The organism is Paraburkholderia sp. BR10872, assembly GCF_040965835.1.
GTDB classification, from domain to species: Bacteria; Pseudomonadota; Gammaproteobacteria; order Burkholderiales; family Burkholderiaceae; genus Paraburkholderia; species Paraburkholderia nodosa_A.
Genome location: NZ_JBFRCN010000046.1, coordinates 1 through 14857, shown reverse-complemented (window position 1 = coordinate 14857; position 14857 = coordinate 1). Strand labels below are relative to the sequence as shown.

The following is a 14857-nucleotide window of genomic DNA, read 5'->3' as shown; positions in this document are numbered from 1 at the left end:
TTCGTATTTCAGTGCGCACCGGACTTCGCGTCCGGCGCAGGGTTTTGCGGATTCGTGAGTGCCGCTACTACGCGCTCCATCTGCATGAAGCGCGAGCCTTTCACGAGAATCGTTGCGCCCGCGCCGTAACCGGCACCAGCCAGTGCGCGCACGAGTTCGCTCACGTCGGCGGCATGCAGCGCCTGCGCGCCGAACGCCGTCGCGCTGTCACGCGCTGCGTCGCCGAGCGTGTAGAGCGCGTCGATGCCGCGTTCCTTCGCGTAAGCGCCCACCTCGCGGTGAAAGGCGGGACCGTCGTCGCCGACTTCGCCCATGTCTCCGAGCACGAGCACACGCGGCGACGTGCGCGAAGCCAGCACGTCGATCGCCGCGCGCACCGAGTCGGGATTCGCGTTGTAGGTGTCGTCGATCACCGTCGCGCCCGTCAGCTCGCCAAGCGCCGCGCGCTTCACCTGCAAGCGGCCCTTCACCGGCTCGAACGCCTCGAGCCCGCGGCCGATCGCTTCGAGCGAGACGCCCGACGCAATCGCCGCCGCCGTGGCCGCGAGCGCGTTGTGCGCGTTGTGTGCGCCCAGCACCTTCAACTCCACTTCGAGATGGCCTTCCGGCGTCGCGATCGCGAGACGGCTGCCCGCGAGCTTGTCGACGAGCTTGCCGGTGACTGCCGCTTCAACCGCACGCGTATCCGTATGCAGCGCGAAGTCGAGGATGCGCGAACCCGTCGCCGCCACGCGCCAGATGCTCGCGTAGGCATCGTCGGCGGGAAACACCGCGACGCCCGTGGGCTTGAGCGTGTGAATCACGCTCGCATGCTCGAGCGCGACGGCTTCCACCGTCGCCATGAATTCCTGATGTTCGCGCTGCGCGTTGTTCACCACCGCGACCGTCGGCTCGGCGAATTTCGCCAGCAACTCGGTCTCGCCCGGGTGATTCATGCCGAGTTCGACCACCGCCAGCCGATGAGCGCCGCTCAAACGCAGCAACGTTAACGGCACGCCGATGTCGTTATTGAGGTTTCCGGTGGTCGCGAGACGCAAATTTTCTCCAACGGCCGCCGCGAAGATCGACGCGATCATTTCCTTGACCGTCGTTTTGCCGTTACTGCCCGTCACGGCGACGAGCGGCATCGAAAAGCGGCGGCGCCAGCCGAGCGCGAGCGCGCCGAGCGCCTTGCGCGTGTCGTCCACGCGCAGCGCGGGGATGCGCCAGTCGCCGGGGCTGCGCGAAACGAGCGCCGCGCTCACCTGGCGGTTCGCGACCTCGCCGAGAAAGTCGTGCGCGTCGAAGCGGTCGCCCTTGAGCGCGACGAAGAGATCGCCGGGGCCCGTGGTGCGGCTGTCGGTCGAAATGCGCTCGAACGTGGCGTTCTCGTCGCCGAGTACGCTCGCGCCGGGAATCAGCGCCGCGGCTTCCCGCAGGGAAAGCATCGTCATTCACCACCTCCGCGCCCGTGCGTGGCACGGGCGGCGAGTGCAAGCCGCGCGTGGTCCTGATCGGAGAACGCGCGCTTCTTGCCCATGATTTCCTGGGTCGCCTCGTGGCCTTTGCCGGCCAGCACGACGACGTCTTCGCGCGCCGCGCCGCGCACCGCCTGCAGGATCGCACTCGCGCGATCCTCGATGCGGCGCGCCTTCGCGGCGTCGCGCATGCCTTGCGCGATCTGCTCGATGATCGCGGCCGGCGACTCGCTGCGCGGGTTGTCGCTCGTCACGACGACCTGGTCGGCGAGGCGTTCCGCGATCGCGCCCATGAGCGGGCGCTTGGTCGCGTCGCGATCGCCGCCGCAGCCGAACATGCAGACGAGCTGGCCGCCGCGTGCGGCCGCCATCGGGCGCAGCGCTTCGAGCGTTTTTTCGAGCGCGTCCGGCGTATGCGCGTAATCGATCACGATGAGCGGCTCGTCGTGATCGGCGCGGCCGCCAAGACGCTCCATGCGGCCGTTCACCGGCTGCAGCTTCGAGATCTCGTTGAGCGCCGCGACGAGCGGCACGTTCGCCGCAAGCAGCGCGCCGAGCACGCCGAGCAGATTGCTTACGTTGAAGAGGCCGAGAACATGCGCCTCGACTTGCGCCTCGCCCCAATCCGACGTTTCCAGATGAAACGCCGTGCCGGTGGCGGTCGCGCGCACGTCGTTCGCGCGCAGCCACGCGTCGGCGACGGGTGCGTCGGCGGCGGGCGTCGCCACGCCATACGCAATCGTGCGAGCTTTGCCGCGCGTCGCGGCGATCAGGCGGCGGCCCGCTGCGTCGTCGGTGTTGATGATCGCGGCGCGCAGGCCCGGCCATGCAAACAGACGCGCCTTCGCGGCCTCGTAGGCCTCGAACGTGTGGTGATAGTCGAGATGGTCTTGCGTGAGATTCGTGAAGACGCCGATGTCGAACGACGTGCCGTTCACGCGGCCCTGATGCAGCGCGTGCGAGGAGACTTCCATCGCGATCGCCTGTGCGCCAGCACCGCGCAATTGCGCGAGGCTGCGCTGCAGCTGCGGCGCGTCGGGCGTGGTGAAGCCCGTATGCACGAGCTGGCCCGGAAAGCCCGTGCCCAGCGTGCCGACGATCGCGCACTTCTGGCCGATGGCCGTCAACGCCGAGGCGATCCACTGGCTGCACGACGTCTTGCCGTTTGTTCCCGTCACGCCGACCACGAGCATGGCATCGCTCGGGTCGCCATACCAGCCGCTGCCGATTTCGCCCGCGAGCACGTCGAGCTGCGGTACAGCCAGCGCAATCGACGCGTCGAGCTTCTCGCCCGCATACCCTTCCGGCTGATACAGCACGGCTGCAGCGCCCCGCTCGATCGCGTTGGCGATGTGCGGGCGGCTGTCCGCGCCCTCGACGGCGTAGGCGAGAAACACATCGCCCGGCTTGAGCGAGCGCGTGTCGGCGTGCAGGCCCGCTTCTGGCGCGACGTGCGCGCGCAGCCATGCGAGCGCGTCCGCGATCTGCCGGTGCGCGGGATGCTGGTTGCGCGTGGCGCTCATCGGACGACTCCGGGTCGATTTTTCGCGTTGTCCGCGACGGTCATGTGATGCGCGGCTGCGGCGCTTTTCGCGGTAGGCGTGTTCGCCGCGTGCTTCACGGGCGCAGCGGGCGCGTTCGCGACGGCCGGGGCCGAGGCGGCGGCGCTGTTGTCCTCGACGACGAGCTGCTTCACCGGCATATCCGGCGGAACGTTGAGCGAGCGCAGCGTATCGCCGACGATGCCCGAGAACACCGGACCCGACACGGCACCGCCGAAGTGGCTGCCGGCCGTCGGTTCGTCGACCGTGACGGCCACGACGATGCGCGGATTCGGCATCGGCGCCATGCCGACGAACGACGCGCGGTATTTCGAATGATCGTAGCCGTGCGGGCCGTGCTTGTACGCCGTACCGGACTTGCCGCCCACGCGGTAGCCGGGCACGGCGGCGTCGGGCGAAGTGCCGTCCTTCGACACCACACTCTCCAGCATCGTGCGCACTTCACGCGCCGTGGTCGGCGCGAAGACCTGGGTGCCCTGCACCGGCTGCGTGTCGCCGGGGTGGCGGAAGATCGTGACCGGCAGAATCTGGCCGTCGTGCGCGATCGCCGTGTACGCGCGCGCGAGCTGGAACAGCGAAACGGAGAGGCCGTAGCCGTAGGACATCGTCGCCTGCTCGATGCGGCGCCAGCTTTTCCACGGACGCAAACGGCCCGCCGCCGCGCCGGGGAACCCGACCTTCGGCGCCTGACCGAGACCGATGCTGGTGTACATGTCCCACATTTCTTCGGGCTTGAGCGTCATCGCGATCTTGGTCGCGCCGATGTTGCTCGACTTCTGGATCACGCCGCCCACCGTCAGCACGCCAAAACCGGCGTCGTCGGTGATGGTCGCACCGTCGAGGGTGAAGTGGCCCGCGCCCGTATCCACCAGTGTACTCGGCGAGACGCGGTGCAGATCCAGCGCAAGCGACACCGTGAAGGGCTTCATGATCGAACCCGGCTCGAACACGTCGGTGAGGATGCGGTTGCGAAGCTGCTCGCCCGTGAGATGCGAGCGGTCGTTCGGGTTGTAGGTCGGATAGTTCACGAGCGCGAGCACTTCGCCCGTGCGCACGTCCACCACCACCGCAGCGCCGGCCTTGGCCCTGAACTTCTCGACGGCAGCCTTCAGGTTCGAATAGGCGATGTACTGAATCTTGCTGTCGATCGACAGTTCGACGTCCTTGCCATCGTGGGGCACGACCGTCTCGTCGACGTCCTCGACGATGTGGCCCATGCGGTCCTTGATGACGTGGCGAATGCCCGGCACGCCCGCGAGCACCTTCTGGTCCGACAGCTCGACGCCTTCCTGGCCCTCGTCCTCGACGTTGGTGAAGCCGATCAAGTGCGCGGTGACGTCGCCTTCCGGATAGAAGCGCTTGTATTCGTTGCGCTGGTAAATACCCGGAATGTCGAGCGCCGTCACTTTCTGCGCGACGTCGAGCGGCACCTGGCGCTTCACATAGACGAAGGTCTTGTCTTCGTGGAGCTTCGCACGCAACTCTTTCGTGTTCATGCCGAGCAGAGCGCCGAGCTGGTTGAGCTTGTCGGCGCCGAGATCGTCGGGCACGGCTTCGGGAATCGCCCAGATCGCGCGCACGGGCAGGCTCGTGGCGAGCACGAGGCCGTTACGGTCGAGAATCTTGCCGCGCGTGGCCGGTAACTCGATCGTGCGCTGGTAGCGGCTTTCGCCCTGCTTCTGATAGAACGCGTTGCCTGGCCCCTGAATCCAGAATGCGCGCGCGGCAAGCGCGACGAACGCCATGAAGAGCAGGAATACGACGAGCTTCGAGCGCCACATCGGCAGGCGCACGGAGAGAATGGGGTTGGCGCTGAAGGCAACGCTCTTGCGGCGATTGTCCTTTTTCATCGCGTGCCTCCGCGGCGGGCAGGCGTAGGCGCGGCGCCCTGCGGGGGCGCCGAGGTCGGCACGGGTGCGTCGACGGCGGTTGCGCTGCCGGGCGCGAGCGTCAGATATTGCGTGCGTCCGGTCGTGACGGGCTGCATCTTGAGCGAGTCGGTGGCGATCTGTTCGATGCGCGACGTTCTTGACAGCGCGCTCTGCTGATATTGAAGCTGTGCGTAGTCCTGCTGAAGCTGATGCTCCTGCGACTGCGCACGTTGCAACTGGATGAAGATCTGGCGCTGCTGATTGGTGGCGTTCACGACGGAAAGCGCGCACCCCATGACGACGATCAGCAGGAAGATGTTCAGACGATTCATGGCGTGACGCGCTCCGCGGTGCGCATCACGGCCGAGCGGGCGCGCGGATTCGCGGCGACTTCTTCGTCGCTCGCGAATACGCGGCCGAGCAGCTTGAGCGGCGGGCTCGGCAGGTCGACGGCGCGGATCGGCAAGCGGCGATCCACCGCCGGCGCGCTTGCGTGCGCCTGCATGAACCGCTTGACGATCCGGTCTTCGAGCGAATGAAAGCTGATGACCACCAGCCGCCCCCCCTGTTCCAGCAACGACAGTGCTGCTTCTAGAACGACCTGCAGCTCCGCAAGCTCTTGATTGACGTGAATCCGTATAGCTTGAAAGGTGCGGGTTGCCGGGTCCTTACCCTTCTCACGGGTTTTGACGACGTTAGCCACGATTTGGGCAAGCTCGCCCGTGCTGTCGAGAGGCCCGAGACGGTCGGACTCTGCCCGGCGAGCAACAAGCGCCTTTGCAATCTGAAAAGCAAACCGTTCTTCCCCATAATCCCGAATTACCTCCGTCAGTTCCTGCAACGTGGCCCGAGCGAGCCAGTCAGCGGCGGACTCGCCGCGCGTCGGGTCCATCCGCATGTCGAGCGGGCCATCCGCGCGGAAACTGAAACCGCGCTGCGGATCGTCGAACTGCGGCGACGACACGCCAAGGTCCAGCAATATTCCCGACACACGCCCTACCCCGCGCGACGCGAGCTCGTCGCGCAGCGAAGCAAAACTCTCATGCACGATCGAGAACCGCGCGTCGTTCACGGTTTGCGCCGTCGCGATCGCCAGCGGGTCCTTGTCGAACGCGATCAGGCGCCCGGCCTCGCCGAGACGCCCGAGGATCGCGCGACTGTGCCCGCCGCGACCGAACGTGCCGTCCACATAGACGCCGTCCGCGCGCGTGACCAGCGCGTTCACCGCTTCGTCTAGCAGCACCGTGCGATGCTGCAGTCCCTGTCCCATCGCAGATGCCATAGCGTTTAGAACCGCGATCAGAACGTGAAATTTTTCAAGGCGTCGGGCATGCCCTGCGCCATCGCCGCCTGTTCCTTGGCGGCGTAGGTCTGCGCATCCCACAACTCAAAATGACTACCCATGCCGAGCAGCATGACTTCCTTTTCCATTCCTGCCGCCAGACGCAATTCAGGTGAGACGAGCACGCGGCCAGCACTATCGACATCGACGTCGGACGCATTGCCCAGAAAAATACGGCGCCACCAGTGCGCGTCCATCGGCAACGCGGCGACCTTCGAGCGGAACACTTCCCATTCGGGGCGCGGAAATAGCAACAGGCAGCCGTCCGGGTGCTTGGTGATCGTCACCCGTCCTTCTGCCTGTTGTTGCAGCGCTTCCCGATAGCGAGACGGAATCGACATCCGTCCTTTCGCATCGAGTGTTAGCGCCGACGCCCCCTGGAACAATTTGCTCCCCCTTATGCGGCGCTTTTGGCCGCCCGCCTAAATCCCGGAAAATCTACCTGAATACGCGGCTGAAATCACACAAAAATACACTTTCTCACACTGTCTCCCACTTTAGAGGAACGCCCAACGAGGGTCAAGGGAGACCGGACGTTTTTTGACGAAATTTATCCGCTAGAACAAGGACTTAGCGGCACTTGTTGAAGTCGCGACAAAAGCCAAAAACCGTTATGAATGAATGAGCTAACGCAGGTTCTGAAGGTGATACGTGAAAAGCGCGGCGATAAACGGCCTACGGAGGGATCGAGCGGGGGGCTTGCGGGGATTAAAACCGGGGGCTGAAAGCTCTGAAAGATTAATCCGAGTATGGGCCGACAGCGATTGCCGGCCCATACGCATTAATCAGATGTAGTAGGCGGTTCGCGTCATCACTTTCGATGCTACACGCATTAGCGAACGCACCGGCAAAGGCAATTCGACTCCGCCCAGATCGGCGGCCGATTTTGCGTGCGAGATTTCGTCGGCGCGCATTTGCTCGACGACCGCGCGCGACTCGAGATCGGCGGGCGGCAAGCTGTCGAGGTGGCTGTCGAGATGATGCTCGACCTGGCGCTCGGTTTCGGCCATGAAGCCGAGGCTCACCTTGTCACCCAGGCGGCCGGCGGCGAAGCCGATCGCGAGCGCGCCTGCGTACCAGAGCGGATTAAGGAGGCTCGGACGCGAGTCGAGTGCCTGTAGCCGGCGCGAGGTCCACGCGAGGTGGTCCTCTTCCTCGCGCGCGGCTTGCTCGAAGGCCGCCCTGAGCGAGGGCGAGCGCGCCGAGATTTTCTGCGCCTGATACAGCGCCTGCGCGCACACTTCGCCGACGTGATTGACGCGCATGAGGCCGGCGGCGTGCGTGCGCTCGGCAGGCGTGAGTTCGCTGCCGGCTGGTACGGCATCGCCCTCGGGCGTCACTTCGATGGTCACGGGGGAAGGCTGCGGCATCGGACGCGTCATGCGCGACACGCCGGTGAGAGAGCGCAGGCCCCGGTCGAATTCGGTAATCAAGTCATCTAGCGTCATCCAGCCTCCCTTTCGTTTCGTTGGCGAGCCGGATTGGTCGCTCGCCCGGACTGCCCTTTCACCACTACACAAACTCACGGACATCCGTCAATCCGGGGCAGCGCCGATAGATAGCTGCATATTCTAGACCATGTTGTGTAAACGAAACAGGTACTTAGCGAGGCCCAGGCTTTTCCTTTGTGACTGTTAACCCTTTTGTTACATTACGTGCAACTTCTCGCGAAGTTAGAAGGACAGGACCCTACGCAAGATAAAAAACTGGTCCCGTTAAAAGACGCAAAAGATTCGCAAACACTGGAGATCATTCAATGAAGAAGTCGCTTCTCGCGCTGGCTGCGCTGGGCGCGTTCGCGGGCGTTGCTCACGCTCAGAGCAGCGTCACGCTGTACGGTATCATCGACGAAGGTTTCAACATCAACACGAATTCGGGTGGCAAGCACCTGTACAACCTGTCGAGCGGCGTGATGCAAGGCAGCCGTTTCGGCCTGCGCGGCGCTGAAGACCTCGGCGGCGGCCTGAAGGCAGTCTTCGTGTTGGAAAATGGTTTTGACGTGAACACCGGCAAGCTCGGTCAAGGCGGCCTGATGTTCGGTCGTCAGGCTTATGTCGGCCTCTCGAGCGCACAGTTCGGCACGGTCACGCTGGGTCGCCAGTACGACTCCGTCGTCGACTACGTCGGCCCGCTCGAAGCAGGCGACCAGTGGGGCGGCTACATCGCTGCTCACCCGCAGGATCTGGACAACTTCAACAACGCCTACCGTACGAACAACACGGTCAAGTTCACCAGCGCCAACTACGCTGGCCTGACGTTCGGCGGCACGTACAGCTTCGGTGGCCAGGCAGGCAACTTCTCGGCGAACCAGATCTGGTCGTTGGGCGCTGGCTACAACAACGGTCCCCTCGTCCTCGGCGTGGGCTACCTGAACGCACGTACGCCGAACGCTACCGGCGGCCTGTTCAACAACGGCGGCTCGGCTGGTGCTTCGGCAGCGCTGACGGCTGCTGGCAATCCGGTGTACGGCGGCTTCGCATCGGCCAACACGTACCAGGTCATCGGCGCAGGCGGCGCATACACGTTCGGCGCAGCAACGCTCGGCCTGACGTACTCGAACGTCAGCTTCCGCAACCTCGGCCAGACGTCGACCTCGCTGTTCCAACGCGGCACGAATGCCAACTTCAACAACGTCGAAGCGAACATCAAGTACCAGTTCACGCCGGCCCTGCTGGCAGGCTTCGCGTTCGACTTCACGGACGGCAGCAGCGTCACGCGTGCGAACGGCACGAGCGAAAGCGGCGCGAAGTACTTCCAGTACGCACTGGGCACGGACTACTTCCTGTCGAAGCGCACGGACGTCTACCTGATCGGCGTGTACCAGCACGCTACGGGCTCCGACTCGACGGGCAACACCGCTGTCGCGTCGATCAACGGCCTGACGCCGTCGAGCACGAACAACGTGTTCACAGCTCGCGTCGGTATCCGTCACAAGTTCTAAGAAGAACAGTCGCTGTAATCTCGAAGGCGCCTCCGGGCGCCTTTTTTCTTTGGTGCTTCGTGTCGTTTCGCGACAGTGCGCACGACAAAAAAGCGGCCCGCCCTCGACGGGCAGGCCGCTCTTCGCTTTTGACTCGCTGGCCTTTCGCTTCGCTCTTGCGTTTTCAGGCGCGACCGTCGCGCAGCTCGCGGCGCAGGATCTTGCCGACGTTGCTCTTGGGCAGATCGTTGCGGAACTCGATGATCTTCGGCCGCTTGTAGCCGGTGAGCTGCGTCTTGCAGTACTCGAACACGTCCTTGTCGGTGAGCGCCGGGTCCTTCTTGACGATATAGAGCTTCACCGCCTCGCCCGAATTCTGGTCCGGCACGCCCACCGCCGCCACTTCGAACACGCCCGGCAGCTTGGCCACGACATCCTCGACTTCGTTCGGATACACATTGAAGCCCGAGACCAGAATCATGTCCTTCTTGCGGTCGACGAGCTTGATGTAGCCGCGCGCGTTGATGAGACCGATGTCGCCCGACTTGAAGTATCCGTCCGGCGTCATGACCTTCGCCGTTTCTTCGGGCCGCTGCCAGTAGCCCGCCATCACCTGCGGCCCACGGATGCAGATCTCGCCCGCCTCGCCGATCGGCAGTTCGTTGCCGGCGTCGTCGCGAATCGAGATTTCAGTGGAAGGCAGCGGCAAGCCGATCGTGCCGGTGTATTCCGTCGCCGTGACCGGATTGCAGGTCACGCTGGGTGAGGTTTCCGAAAGGCCATAGCCTTCGACGATCGGCGTATGCGTGCGCTCGTACCAGCGCTTGGCCACCGCTTCCTGCACCGCCATGCCGCCGCCGTTCGCAACGAGCAGGTGCGTGAAGTCCAGATTGCCGAATTCCGGATGGTTGAGCATCGCGTTGTAGAGCGTATTCACCGCGGGGAAACACGTGATCGAGTACCCGCGCAGCTCTTTGATCATGCCCGCGATATCGCGCGGATTCGGAATCAGGATCGCGAGACCGCCGGTGCGCAGCGTCAGCAGCCCGCAAACGGTCAGGGCGAACACGTGATAAAGAGGCAGCGCCGCGACCGTCACCGGTTGTGTACCGGACGGCAATTTCGCCAGCGCGGGCTCGGTCCATGCCGCCGACTGCAGCACGTTGGCGATCAGGTTGCGATGCAGCAGCGTCGCACCCTTGGCCACGCCGGTCGTGCCGCCCGTGTACTGCAGGAAGGCGACGTCCTCGGGCGTCTGTTCGACGCGCTTGAAGCCAGTGCGCGCACCTTCGGCGAGCGCGTCGTTGAAGCGCACGTGTCCGGGCAGGTTCCAGGCGGGCACCATCTTCTTCACGCTTCGCACGACAAAGTTGACGATGAAGCCCTTCGCGCCAAGGAGGTCGCCCATCGCCGCGACCAGCACGTGCTTCACGCGCGTATTGGCGACGACCGCGCTTACGGTTCCGGCAAAATTCTCGAGGACGACGATCGCCTCGGCGCCACTGTCCTTCAACTGGTGTTCGAGTTCGCGCGGCGTGTAGAGCGGATTGACGTTCACGACGACATATCCCGCGCGCAGCACCGCGGCGAGCGCGACCGGATACTGGAGCACGTTGGGCATCATGAGCGCGATGCGCGCACCACGTGCGATGCCGCGCGACTGGAACCACGCGGCCAGACGCTGGGAGAGCTGGTCCAGCTCGCCGTAGGTGATCGTCTTGCCCATGCAGGCGAAAGCGGGCTTTGCACGGAATTCGCTGAAGCTCTCCTCGAGCAGCGCAGTGATGGACGCGTAACGGCTTGCGTCGATTTCAGCGGGAACGCCGGGCGGGTACGATTTCAGCCAGACTTTTTCCATGCAGCGTCTCCTCCTTGATTTTTCGAATGGTCGTGCTAAAAAGTTGGATCGTAGCATGGCGACCCAGCTTTTATGTCAGCAAATCAGCGAGTTAGAAAGGCCCCTCGAACGCACGTTGCGGGGCGGCTAGCGGTAGCTTGAGGCGCTTTCAGGCGCGCTCGACCTCGACGAGGCAGTCATAGAAAGTCGCTGAGCCGCCAAGATCGGTGAGCGCCTGGCTCGTCACTTCGTTGGCGTTGCGGCCATCCGGCGCAAGCTTCTTCCACCAGATCGACAGGCCGACCACGAGACCACTGCGCGCCCGATCGGTCACACGCGCCCGCGCGCGCATCGAGCCGCGGTCGTTGAACACACGAACCTCGTCGCCGTCGGCAATCTCGCGGCGGGCGGCGTCGGCCGGATGGAGGTCCACGTGCGGCTCCCCTTCGGTCGCGCGCAAGCTTTCCACGTTCACGAAGGTACTGTTCAGGAAGTTGCGCGCAGGCGGTGAGATCATCGCGAGCGGATAACGCGCGGCGAGTTCGGGCGCGCCGTCCGTCGACTCGTGCGGCGGCAGGTAATCGGGCAGCGGATCGAGCCCGGCCTTCGCAAGCGCCTCGCTATGGAACTCGCACTTGCCCGTCGGCGTGCGAAAACCGCCGTTCGCAAACGGCGCTTCGGGGATGTTCAGCTTCAGCCAGCCTTCGCGCTTGAGCGCCGCCCAGTCGGCGCCGCCCAGTGCGGGATCGTTCCAGTCGAATGCATGGGCCGCCACGTCTTCATCGCTTTCGAACAGCGCCGGCTCGGTCAGACCCATCGCGCGTGCGATGCAGCGGAAGATTTCGGTATTCGGCCGCGCCTCGCCAACGGGCGCGATGGCCGGCAAGTTCGCCATGACGTGCGTGTGGCCGTACGACTTGTGGACGTCGAGATGTTCGAGCTGGGTCGTGGCCGGCAGAAGTAGATCGGCGTAATCGGCGGTGTCGGTCTGGAACTGCTCGAGCACGATCGTAAAGAGGTCCTCGCGCGCGAAGCCAGCCGCGACCTTCGCCGACTCGGGCGCAACCGCAACGGGATTCGAGTTGTAGACGACGATCGCCTCGACCTTCGGCCCGAATGCGGCGTCGCCTTCGTGCGTGAGCGCGTTGCCAATCTGGTTCATGTTGACGATGCGCGTCTGATGCTGCGGCCAGCCCGGAATCAGATCCGGACGCTGGAGCGCGTTCGCATCGACGGGCGCCCAACCAGACGACGAAAGCAGCACGCCGCCCGCGCGCTCGCGCCATGCACCGGTCAACGCGGGCAGGCAGGCGATGGCACGCACGGCGTTGCCGCCGCCGCGCACGCGCTGCAGGCCATAGTTCATGCGAATTGCCGCCTTGCGCGTCGATGCGTAGAGGCGCGCGAGATCGACGACTGCCTGCTCCTCGATGCCGCAGATCGCGGCGACACGTGCGGGCGTGTAGGTCAGCGCACGCGCCTTCAGCGCGTCGAATCCGTGCGTGTGGGCCGCAATGTAATCGTGATCGAGACGGTCCTCGGTGATCAGCACGTGCATCATGCCGAGCGCGAGCGCGCCGTCCGTGCCGGGCTTGAGCGCAATGTGCTGATGGCACTTTTCGGCCGTCAGCGAGCGATAGGGGTCGATCGCGATCAGCTTCGCGCCGTTGCGTTTTGCTTCCTGCGCGCGGGTCCAGAAGTGCAGGTTCGACGCAATAGGGTTGGCGCCCCAGATCAGGATCACTTCGCTTTCCGCGAAATACTCGGTGAGCATGCCAAGGCTCGAGCCGAACGTATAACGCAGGCCGGCGGCGCCTGCCGCCGCGCAGATCGCGCGATCGAGACGCGACGCGCCGAGCTTGTGGAAGAAGCGCTGGGCGATGCTCTCGCCCTGAACGAGTCCCATCGTGCCGGCATAGCTGTACGGCAGAATCGCTTCGGGCGCGCGCTGCGCGATTTCGCCGAGGCGTTCGGCCGCGATGCGACAGGCTTCCTCCCAGCTGATCGGCTCGAAACGCCCTTCCCCCTTGCGCCCCACACGCTTCATCGGCTGCGTCAAACGTTTCGGATGATGGACGCGCTCCGCATAGCGGGTCACCTTCGTGCACAGCACGCCTTGCGTGGGCGGGTGGTCGGGGTCGCCGCTCACCTTGATCGCCCGGCCATTTTCGACGCTCACGCGCATCGCGCAGGTATCGGGACAATCGTGCGGGCAAACTGCACGGGCAAATTCGGCTGGGGCGTTCATCGGAAATCCGTGGGTGAGGCGTTTTGTCGTAAAAGCGATTTTATTATGTTCGGGGTGCGAGCCCTGTACGCACCCTGTGGGTTGGCGCGAAAAAAAAGGTTCGGCGTAGAATGGTCCGTCTAGACCCGGCCAATTTTGGAGACGAAGGCCGGGCGACCACTTTTCGAGCACCGTCCGCCATGAAACTGATCCCGGAAATCCAGGCCGCCCAAGGCGAAATTCAGGGCCTCCGACGAACGATCCACGCGCATCCCGAACTGCGCTACGAAGAAACCCAAACCTCCGACCTCGTTGCGGCAAAGCTCACGGAATGGGGCATTGAAGTGCATCGCGGCATGGGCCAAACCGGCGTTGTCGGCGTGCTCAAACGCGGCACCGGCAAACGGATGGTCGGATTACGCGCCGATATGGACGCGTTGCCGATCCAGGAACTCAATACGTTCGACCATCGCTCGCGCAACGAAGGCAAGATGCACGCGTGCGGCCACGACGGCCATACCGCGATGCTGCTTGGCGCGGCGCAATATCTCGCGCGGCACGGACAGTTCGACGGCACGATCGTCTTCATTTTCCAGCCCGCCGAAGAAGGCGGCGCCGGCGCGAAAGCCATGATCGAAGATGGCCTCTTCAAACAATTTCCCGTGGACGCCGTATTCGGCATTCATAACTGGCCGGGCATGCCGGCCGGCTACTTCGGCGTGACCGAAGGGCCGATTATGGCCTCGAGTAACGAGTTCCGCATTGAAATCAAGGGCGTAGGTTCGCACGCCGCGTTGCCGCACAACGGCCGCGATCCGGTCTTCACGGCGGTGCAGATCGCGAACGGGTTGCAGAGCATCATCACGCGCAACAAGAAGCCGCTCGATACGGCCGTGCTCTCGATCACGCAGATTCATGCGGGCGACGCGGTCAACGTGGTGCCGAATACGGCATGGATCGCGGGAACGGTGCGTACCTTCACGACGGAAACGCTGGATCTGATCGAATCGCGACTGCGCAAGATCGCCGAGAGCACAGCTGATGCGTACGACTGCTCGGTCGACATCACCTTCCATCGCAACTATCCGCCGACGGTGAACAGCAGCGCGGAGGCGCAATTCGCCGCGGAGGTCATGCGCGAGGTTGTCGGCGCCGATCACGTCGATGCGAACGTCGAACCGACCATGGGCGCCGAGGACTTCTCGTTCATGCTGCTGGAGAAACCGGGCTGCTACGCGTTTCTCGGCAACGGCGAAGGCGGTCACCGTGATGCAGGGCACGGCGCAGGGCCTTGCATGCTGCACAACGCGAGCTATGACTTCAACGATCAACTGCTGCCGGTCGGTTCGTCGTTTTGGGTGCATCTGGCGACGAAATTTCTGGCGCAGCAGTAATTCGAGGCACCAATGCAAAAAGCCGTCCATTGGACGGCTTTTTTGTTTTCCTGCATCTGAAGAAGCGCAAACGCCAGAACCCCGGTTCTCTTTCGGAGACACCGGGGTTCTGGACTTGCTGCATAAGGAGCCTGACGATTACCTACTTTCACACGGGCAATCCGCACTATCATCGGCGTGGAGCTGTTTCACGGTCCTGTTCGGGATGGGAAGGGGTGGGACCAGCTCGCTATGGTCATCAGGCTTG

11 protein-coding genes and 1 rRNA gene are annotated in these 14857 nt (G+C 64.1%); 2 read left to right on the top strand and 10 right to left on the bottom strand.

Annotated features, from left to right (window positions below):
* Positions 1-8 precede the first annotated feature (8 nt).
* The 7 genes from murF to coq7 all read right to left on the bottom strand — a co-directional run bounded on the left by murF (position 9) and on the right by coq7 (position 7680).
* Complete coding sequence (murF, locus tag AB4Y43_RS29290; protein ID WP_342948378.1) at positions 9-1433, bottom strand: UDP-N-acetylmuramoyl-tripeptide--D-alanyl-D-alanine ligase; 1425 nt, start codon at positions 1431-1433, stop codon at positions 9-11.
* Entirely contained in the window at positions 1430-2980 is a 1551-nt protein-coding gene (locus tag AB4Y43_RS29285) for a UDP-N-acetylmuramoyl-L-alanyl-D-glutamate--2,6-diaminopimelate ligase (protein ID WP_368729392.1), read from the bottom strand. The genes murF and AB4Y43_RS29285 overlap by 4 nt, the downstream gene beginning before the upstream one ends.
* The gene (locus AB4Y43_RS29280) at positions 2977-4869 is read right to left on the bottom strand and encodes a penicillin-binding protein 2 (RefSeq protein ID WP_069268482.1); all 1893 of its coding nucleotides are present in this window, start codon (positions 4867-4869) and stop codon (positions 2977-2979) included. The genes AB4Y43_RS29285 and AB4Y43_RS29280 overlap by 4 nt, the downstream gene beginning before the upstream one ends.
* A complete protein-coding gene (ftsL, locus tag AB4Y43_RS29275; RefSeq protein WP_028207784.1) occupies positions 4866-5222 on the bottom strand; it encodes a cell division protein FtsL in 357 nt (118 codons plus the stop codon). The genes AB4Y43_RS29280 and ftsL overlap by 4 nt, the downstream gene beginning before the upstream one ends.
* The gene (gene rsmH / locus AB4Y43_RS29270; RefSeq protein ID WP_069268481.1) at positions 5219-6172 is read right to left on the bottom strand and encodes a 16S rRNA (cytosine(1402)-N(4))-methyltransferase RsmH; all 954 of its coding nucleotides are present in this window, start codon (positions 6170-6172) and stop codon (positions 5219-5221) included. Before rsmH ends, ftsL begins: the two co-directional genes overlap by 4 nt.
* Positions 6173-6189: 17 nt before the next feature.
* On the bottom strand, positions 6190-6618 hold the full coding sequence (gene mraZ / locus AB4Y43_RS29265; protein ID WP_028207782.1) for a division/cell wall cluster transcriptional repressor MraZ: 429 nt from the start codon (positions 6616-6618) through the stop codon (positions 6190-6192).
* 399 nt (positions 6619-7017) lie between these two features.
* A complete protein-coding gene (gene coq7 / locus AB4Y43_RS29260; protein ID WP_069268480.1) occupies positions 7018-7680 on the bottom strand; it encodes a 2-polyprenyl-3-methyl-6-methoxy-1,4-benzoquinone monooxygenase in 663 nt (220 codons plus the stop codon).
* 308 nt (positions 7681-7988) lie between these two features.
* On the opposite strand from coq7, the gene AB4Y43_RS29255 reads away from it, so the two are divergent.
* Positions 7989-9173 (top strand): porin, encoded by a 1185-nt coding sequence (locus AB4Y43_RS29255; RefSeq protein WP_069268479.1) that lies wholly within the window; start codon positions 7989-7991, stop codon positions 9171-9173.
* 163 nt (positions 9174-9336) lie between these two features.
* Here the strand turns inward: AB4Y43_RS29255 and AB4Y43_RS29250 are convergent, their stop codons facing one another.
* Together AB4Y43_RS29250 and AB4Y43_RS29245 are read right to left on the bottom strand one after the other, a co-directional pair.
* Positions 9337-11010 carry a long-chain fatty acid--CoA ligase gene (locus AB4Y43_RS29250; protein WP_069268478.1) on the bottom strand — a complete coding sequence of 558 codons (1674 nt, stop codon included), beginning with the start codon at positions 11008-11010 and terminating at the stop codon, positions 9337-9339.
* 148 nt (positions 11011-11158) lie between these two features.
* A complete protein-coding gene (locus tag AB4Y43_RS29245; protein WP_368729391.1) occupies positions 11159-13237 on the bottom strand; it encodes a molybdopterin-dependent oxidoreductase in 2079 nt (692 codons plus the stop codon).
* 179 nt (positions 13238-13416) lie between these two features.
* Here AB4Y43_RS29245 and AB4Y43_RS29240 point away from each other — a divergent pair, with 179 nt between their 5' ends.
* A complete protein-coding gene (locus tag AB4Y43_RS29240; RefSeq protein ID WP_069268476.1) occupies positions 13417-14610 on the top strand; it encodes a M20 aminoacylase family protein in 1194 nt (397 codons plus the stop codon).
* Between the two features lie 129 nt (positions 14611-14739).
* Here the strand turns inward: AB4Y43_RS29240 and rrf are convergent.
* Positions 14740-14853, bottom strand: a 5S ribosomal RNA gene (gene rrf, locus AB4Y43_RS29235).
* Between the last annotated feature and the right edge of the window lie 4 nt (positions 14854-14857).

Bases quoted from the DNA above. Each gene is read 5' to 3' on its own strand.
- AB4Y43_RS29280 (WP_069268482.1), bottom strand. From the start codon at position 4,869: ATGAAAAAGGACAATCGCCGCAAGAGCGTTGCCTTCAGCGCCAACCCC.
- AB4Y43_RS29245 (WP_368729391.1), bottom strand. From the start codon at position 13,237: ATGAACGCCCCAGCCGAATTTGCCCGTGCAGTTTGCCCGCACGATTGT.
- AB4Y43_RS29255 (WP_069268479.1), top strand. From the start codon at position 7,989: ATGAAGAAGTCGCTTCTCGCGCTGGCTGCGCTGGGCGCGTTCGCGGGC.
- AB4Y43_RS29250 (WP_069268478.1), bottom strand. From the start codon at position 11,010: ATGGAAAAAGTCTGGCTGAAATCGTACCCGCCCGGCGTTCCCGCTGAA.
- AB4Y43_RS29240 (WP_069268476.1), top strand. From the start codon at position 13,417: ATGAAACTGATCCCGGAAATCCAGGCCGCCCAAGGCGAAATTCAGGGC.
- murF (WP_342948378.1), bottom strand. From the start codon at position 1,433: ATGACGATGCTTTCCCTGCGGGAAGCCGCGGCGCTGATTCCCGGCGCG.
- rsmH (WP_069268481.1), bottom strand. From the start codon at position 6,172: ATGGCATCTGCGATGGGACAGGGACTGCAGCATCGCACGGTGCTGCTA.
- AB4Y43_RS29285 (WP_368729392.1), bottom strand. From the start codon at position 2,980: ATGAGCGCCACGCGCAACCAGCATCCCGCGCACCGGCAGATCGCGGAC.
- coq7 (WP_069268480.1), bottom strand. From the start codon at position 7,680: ATGACGCTAGATGACTTGATTACCGAATTCGACCGGGGCCTGCGCTCT.
- ftsL (WP_028207784.1), bottom strand. From the start codon at position 5,222: ATGAATCGTCTGAACATCTTCCTGCTGATCGTCGTCATGGGGTGCGCG.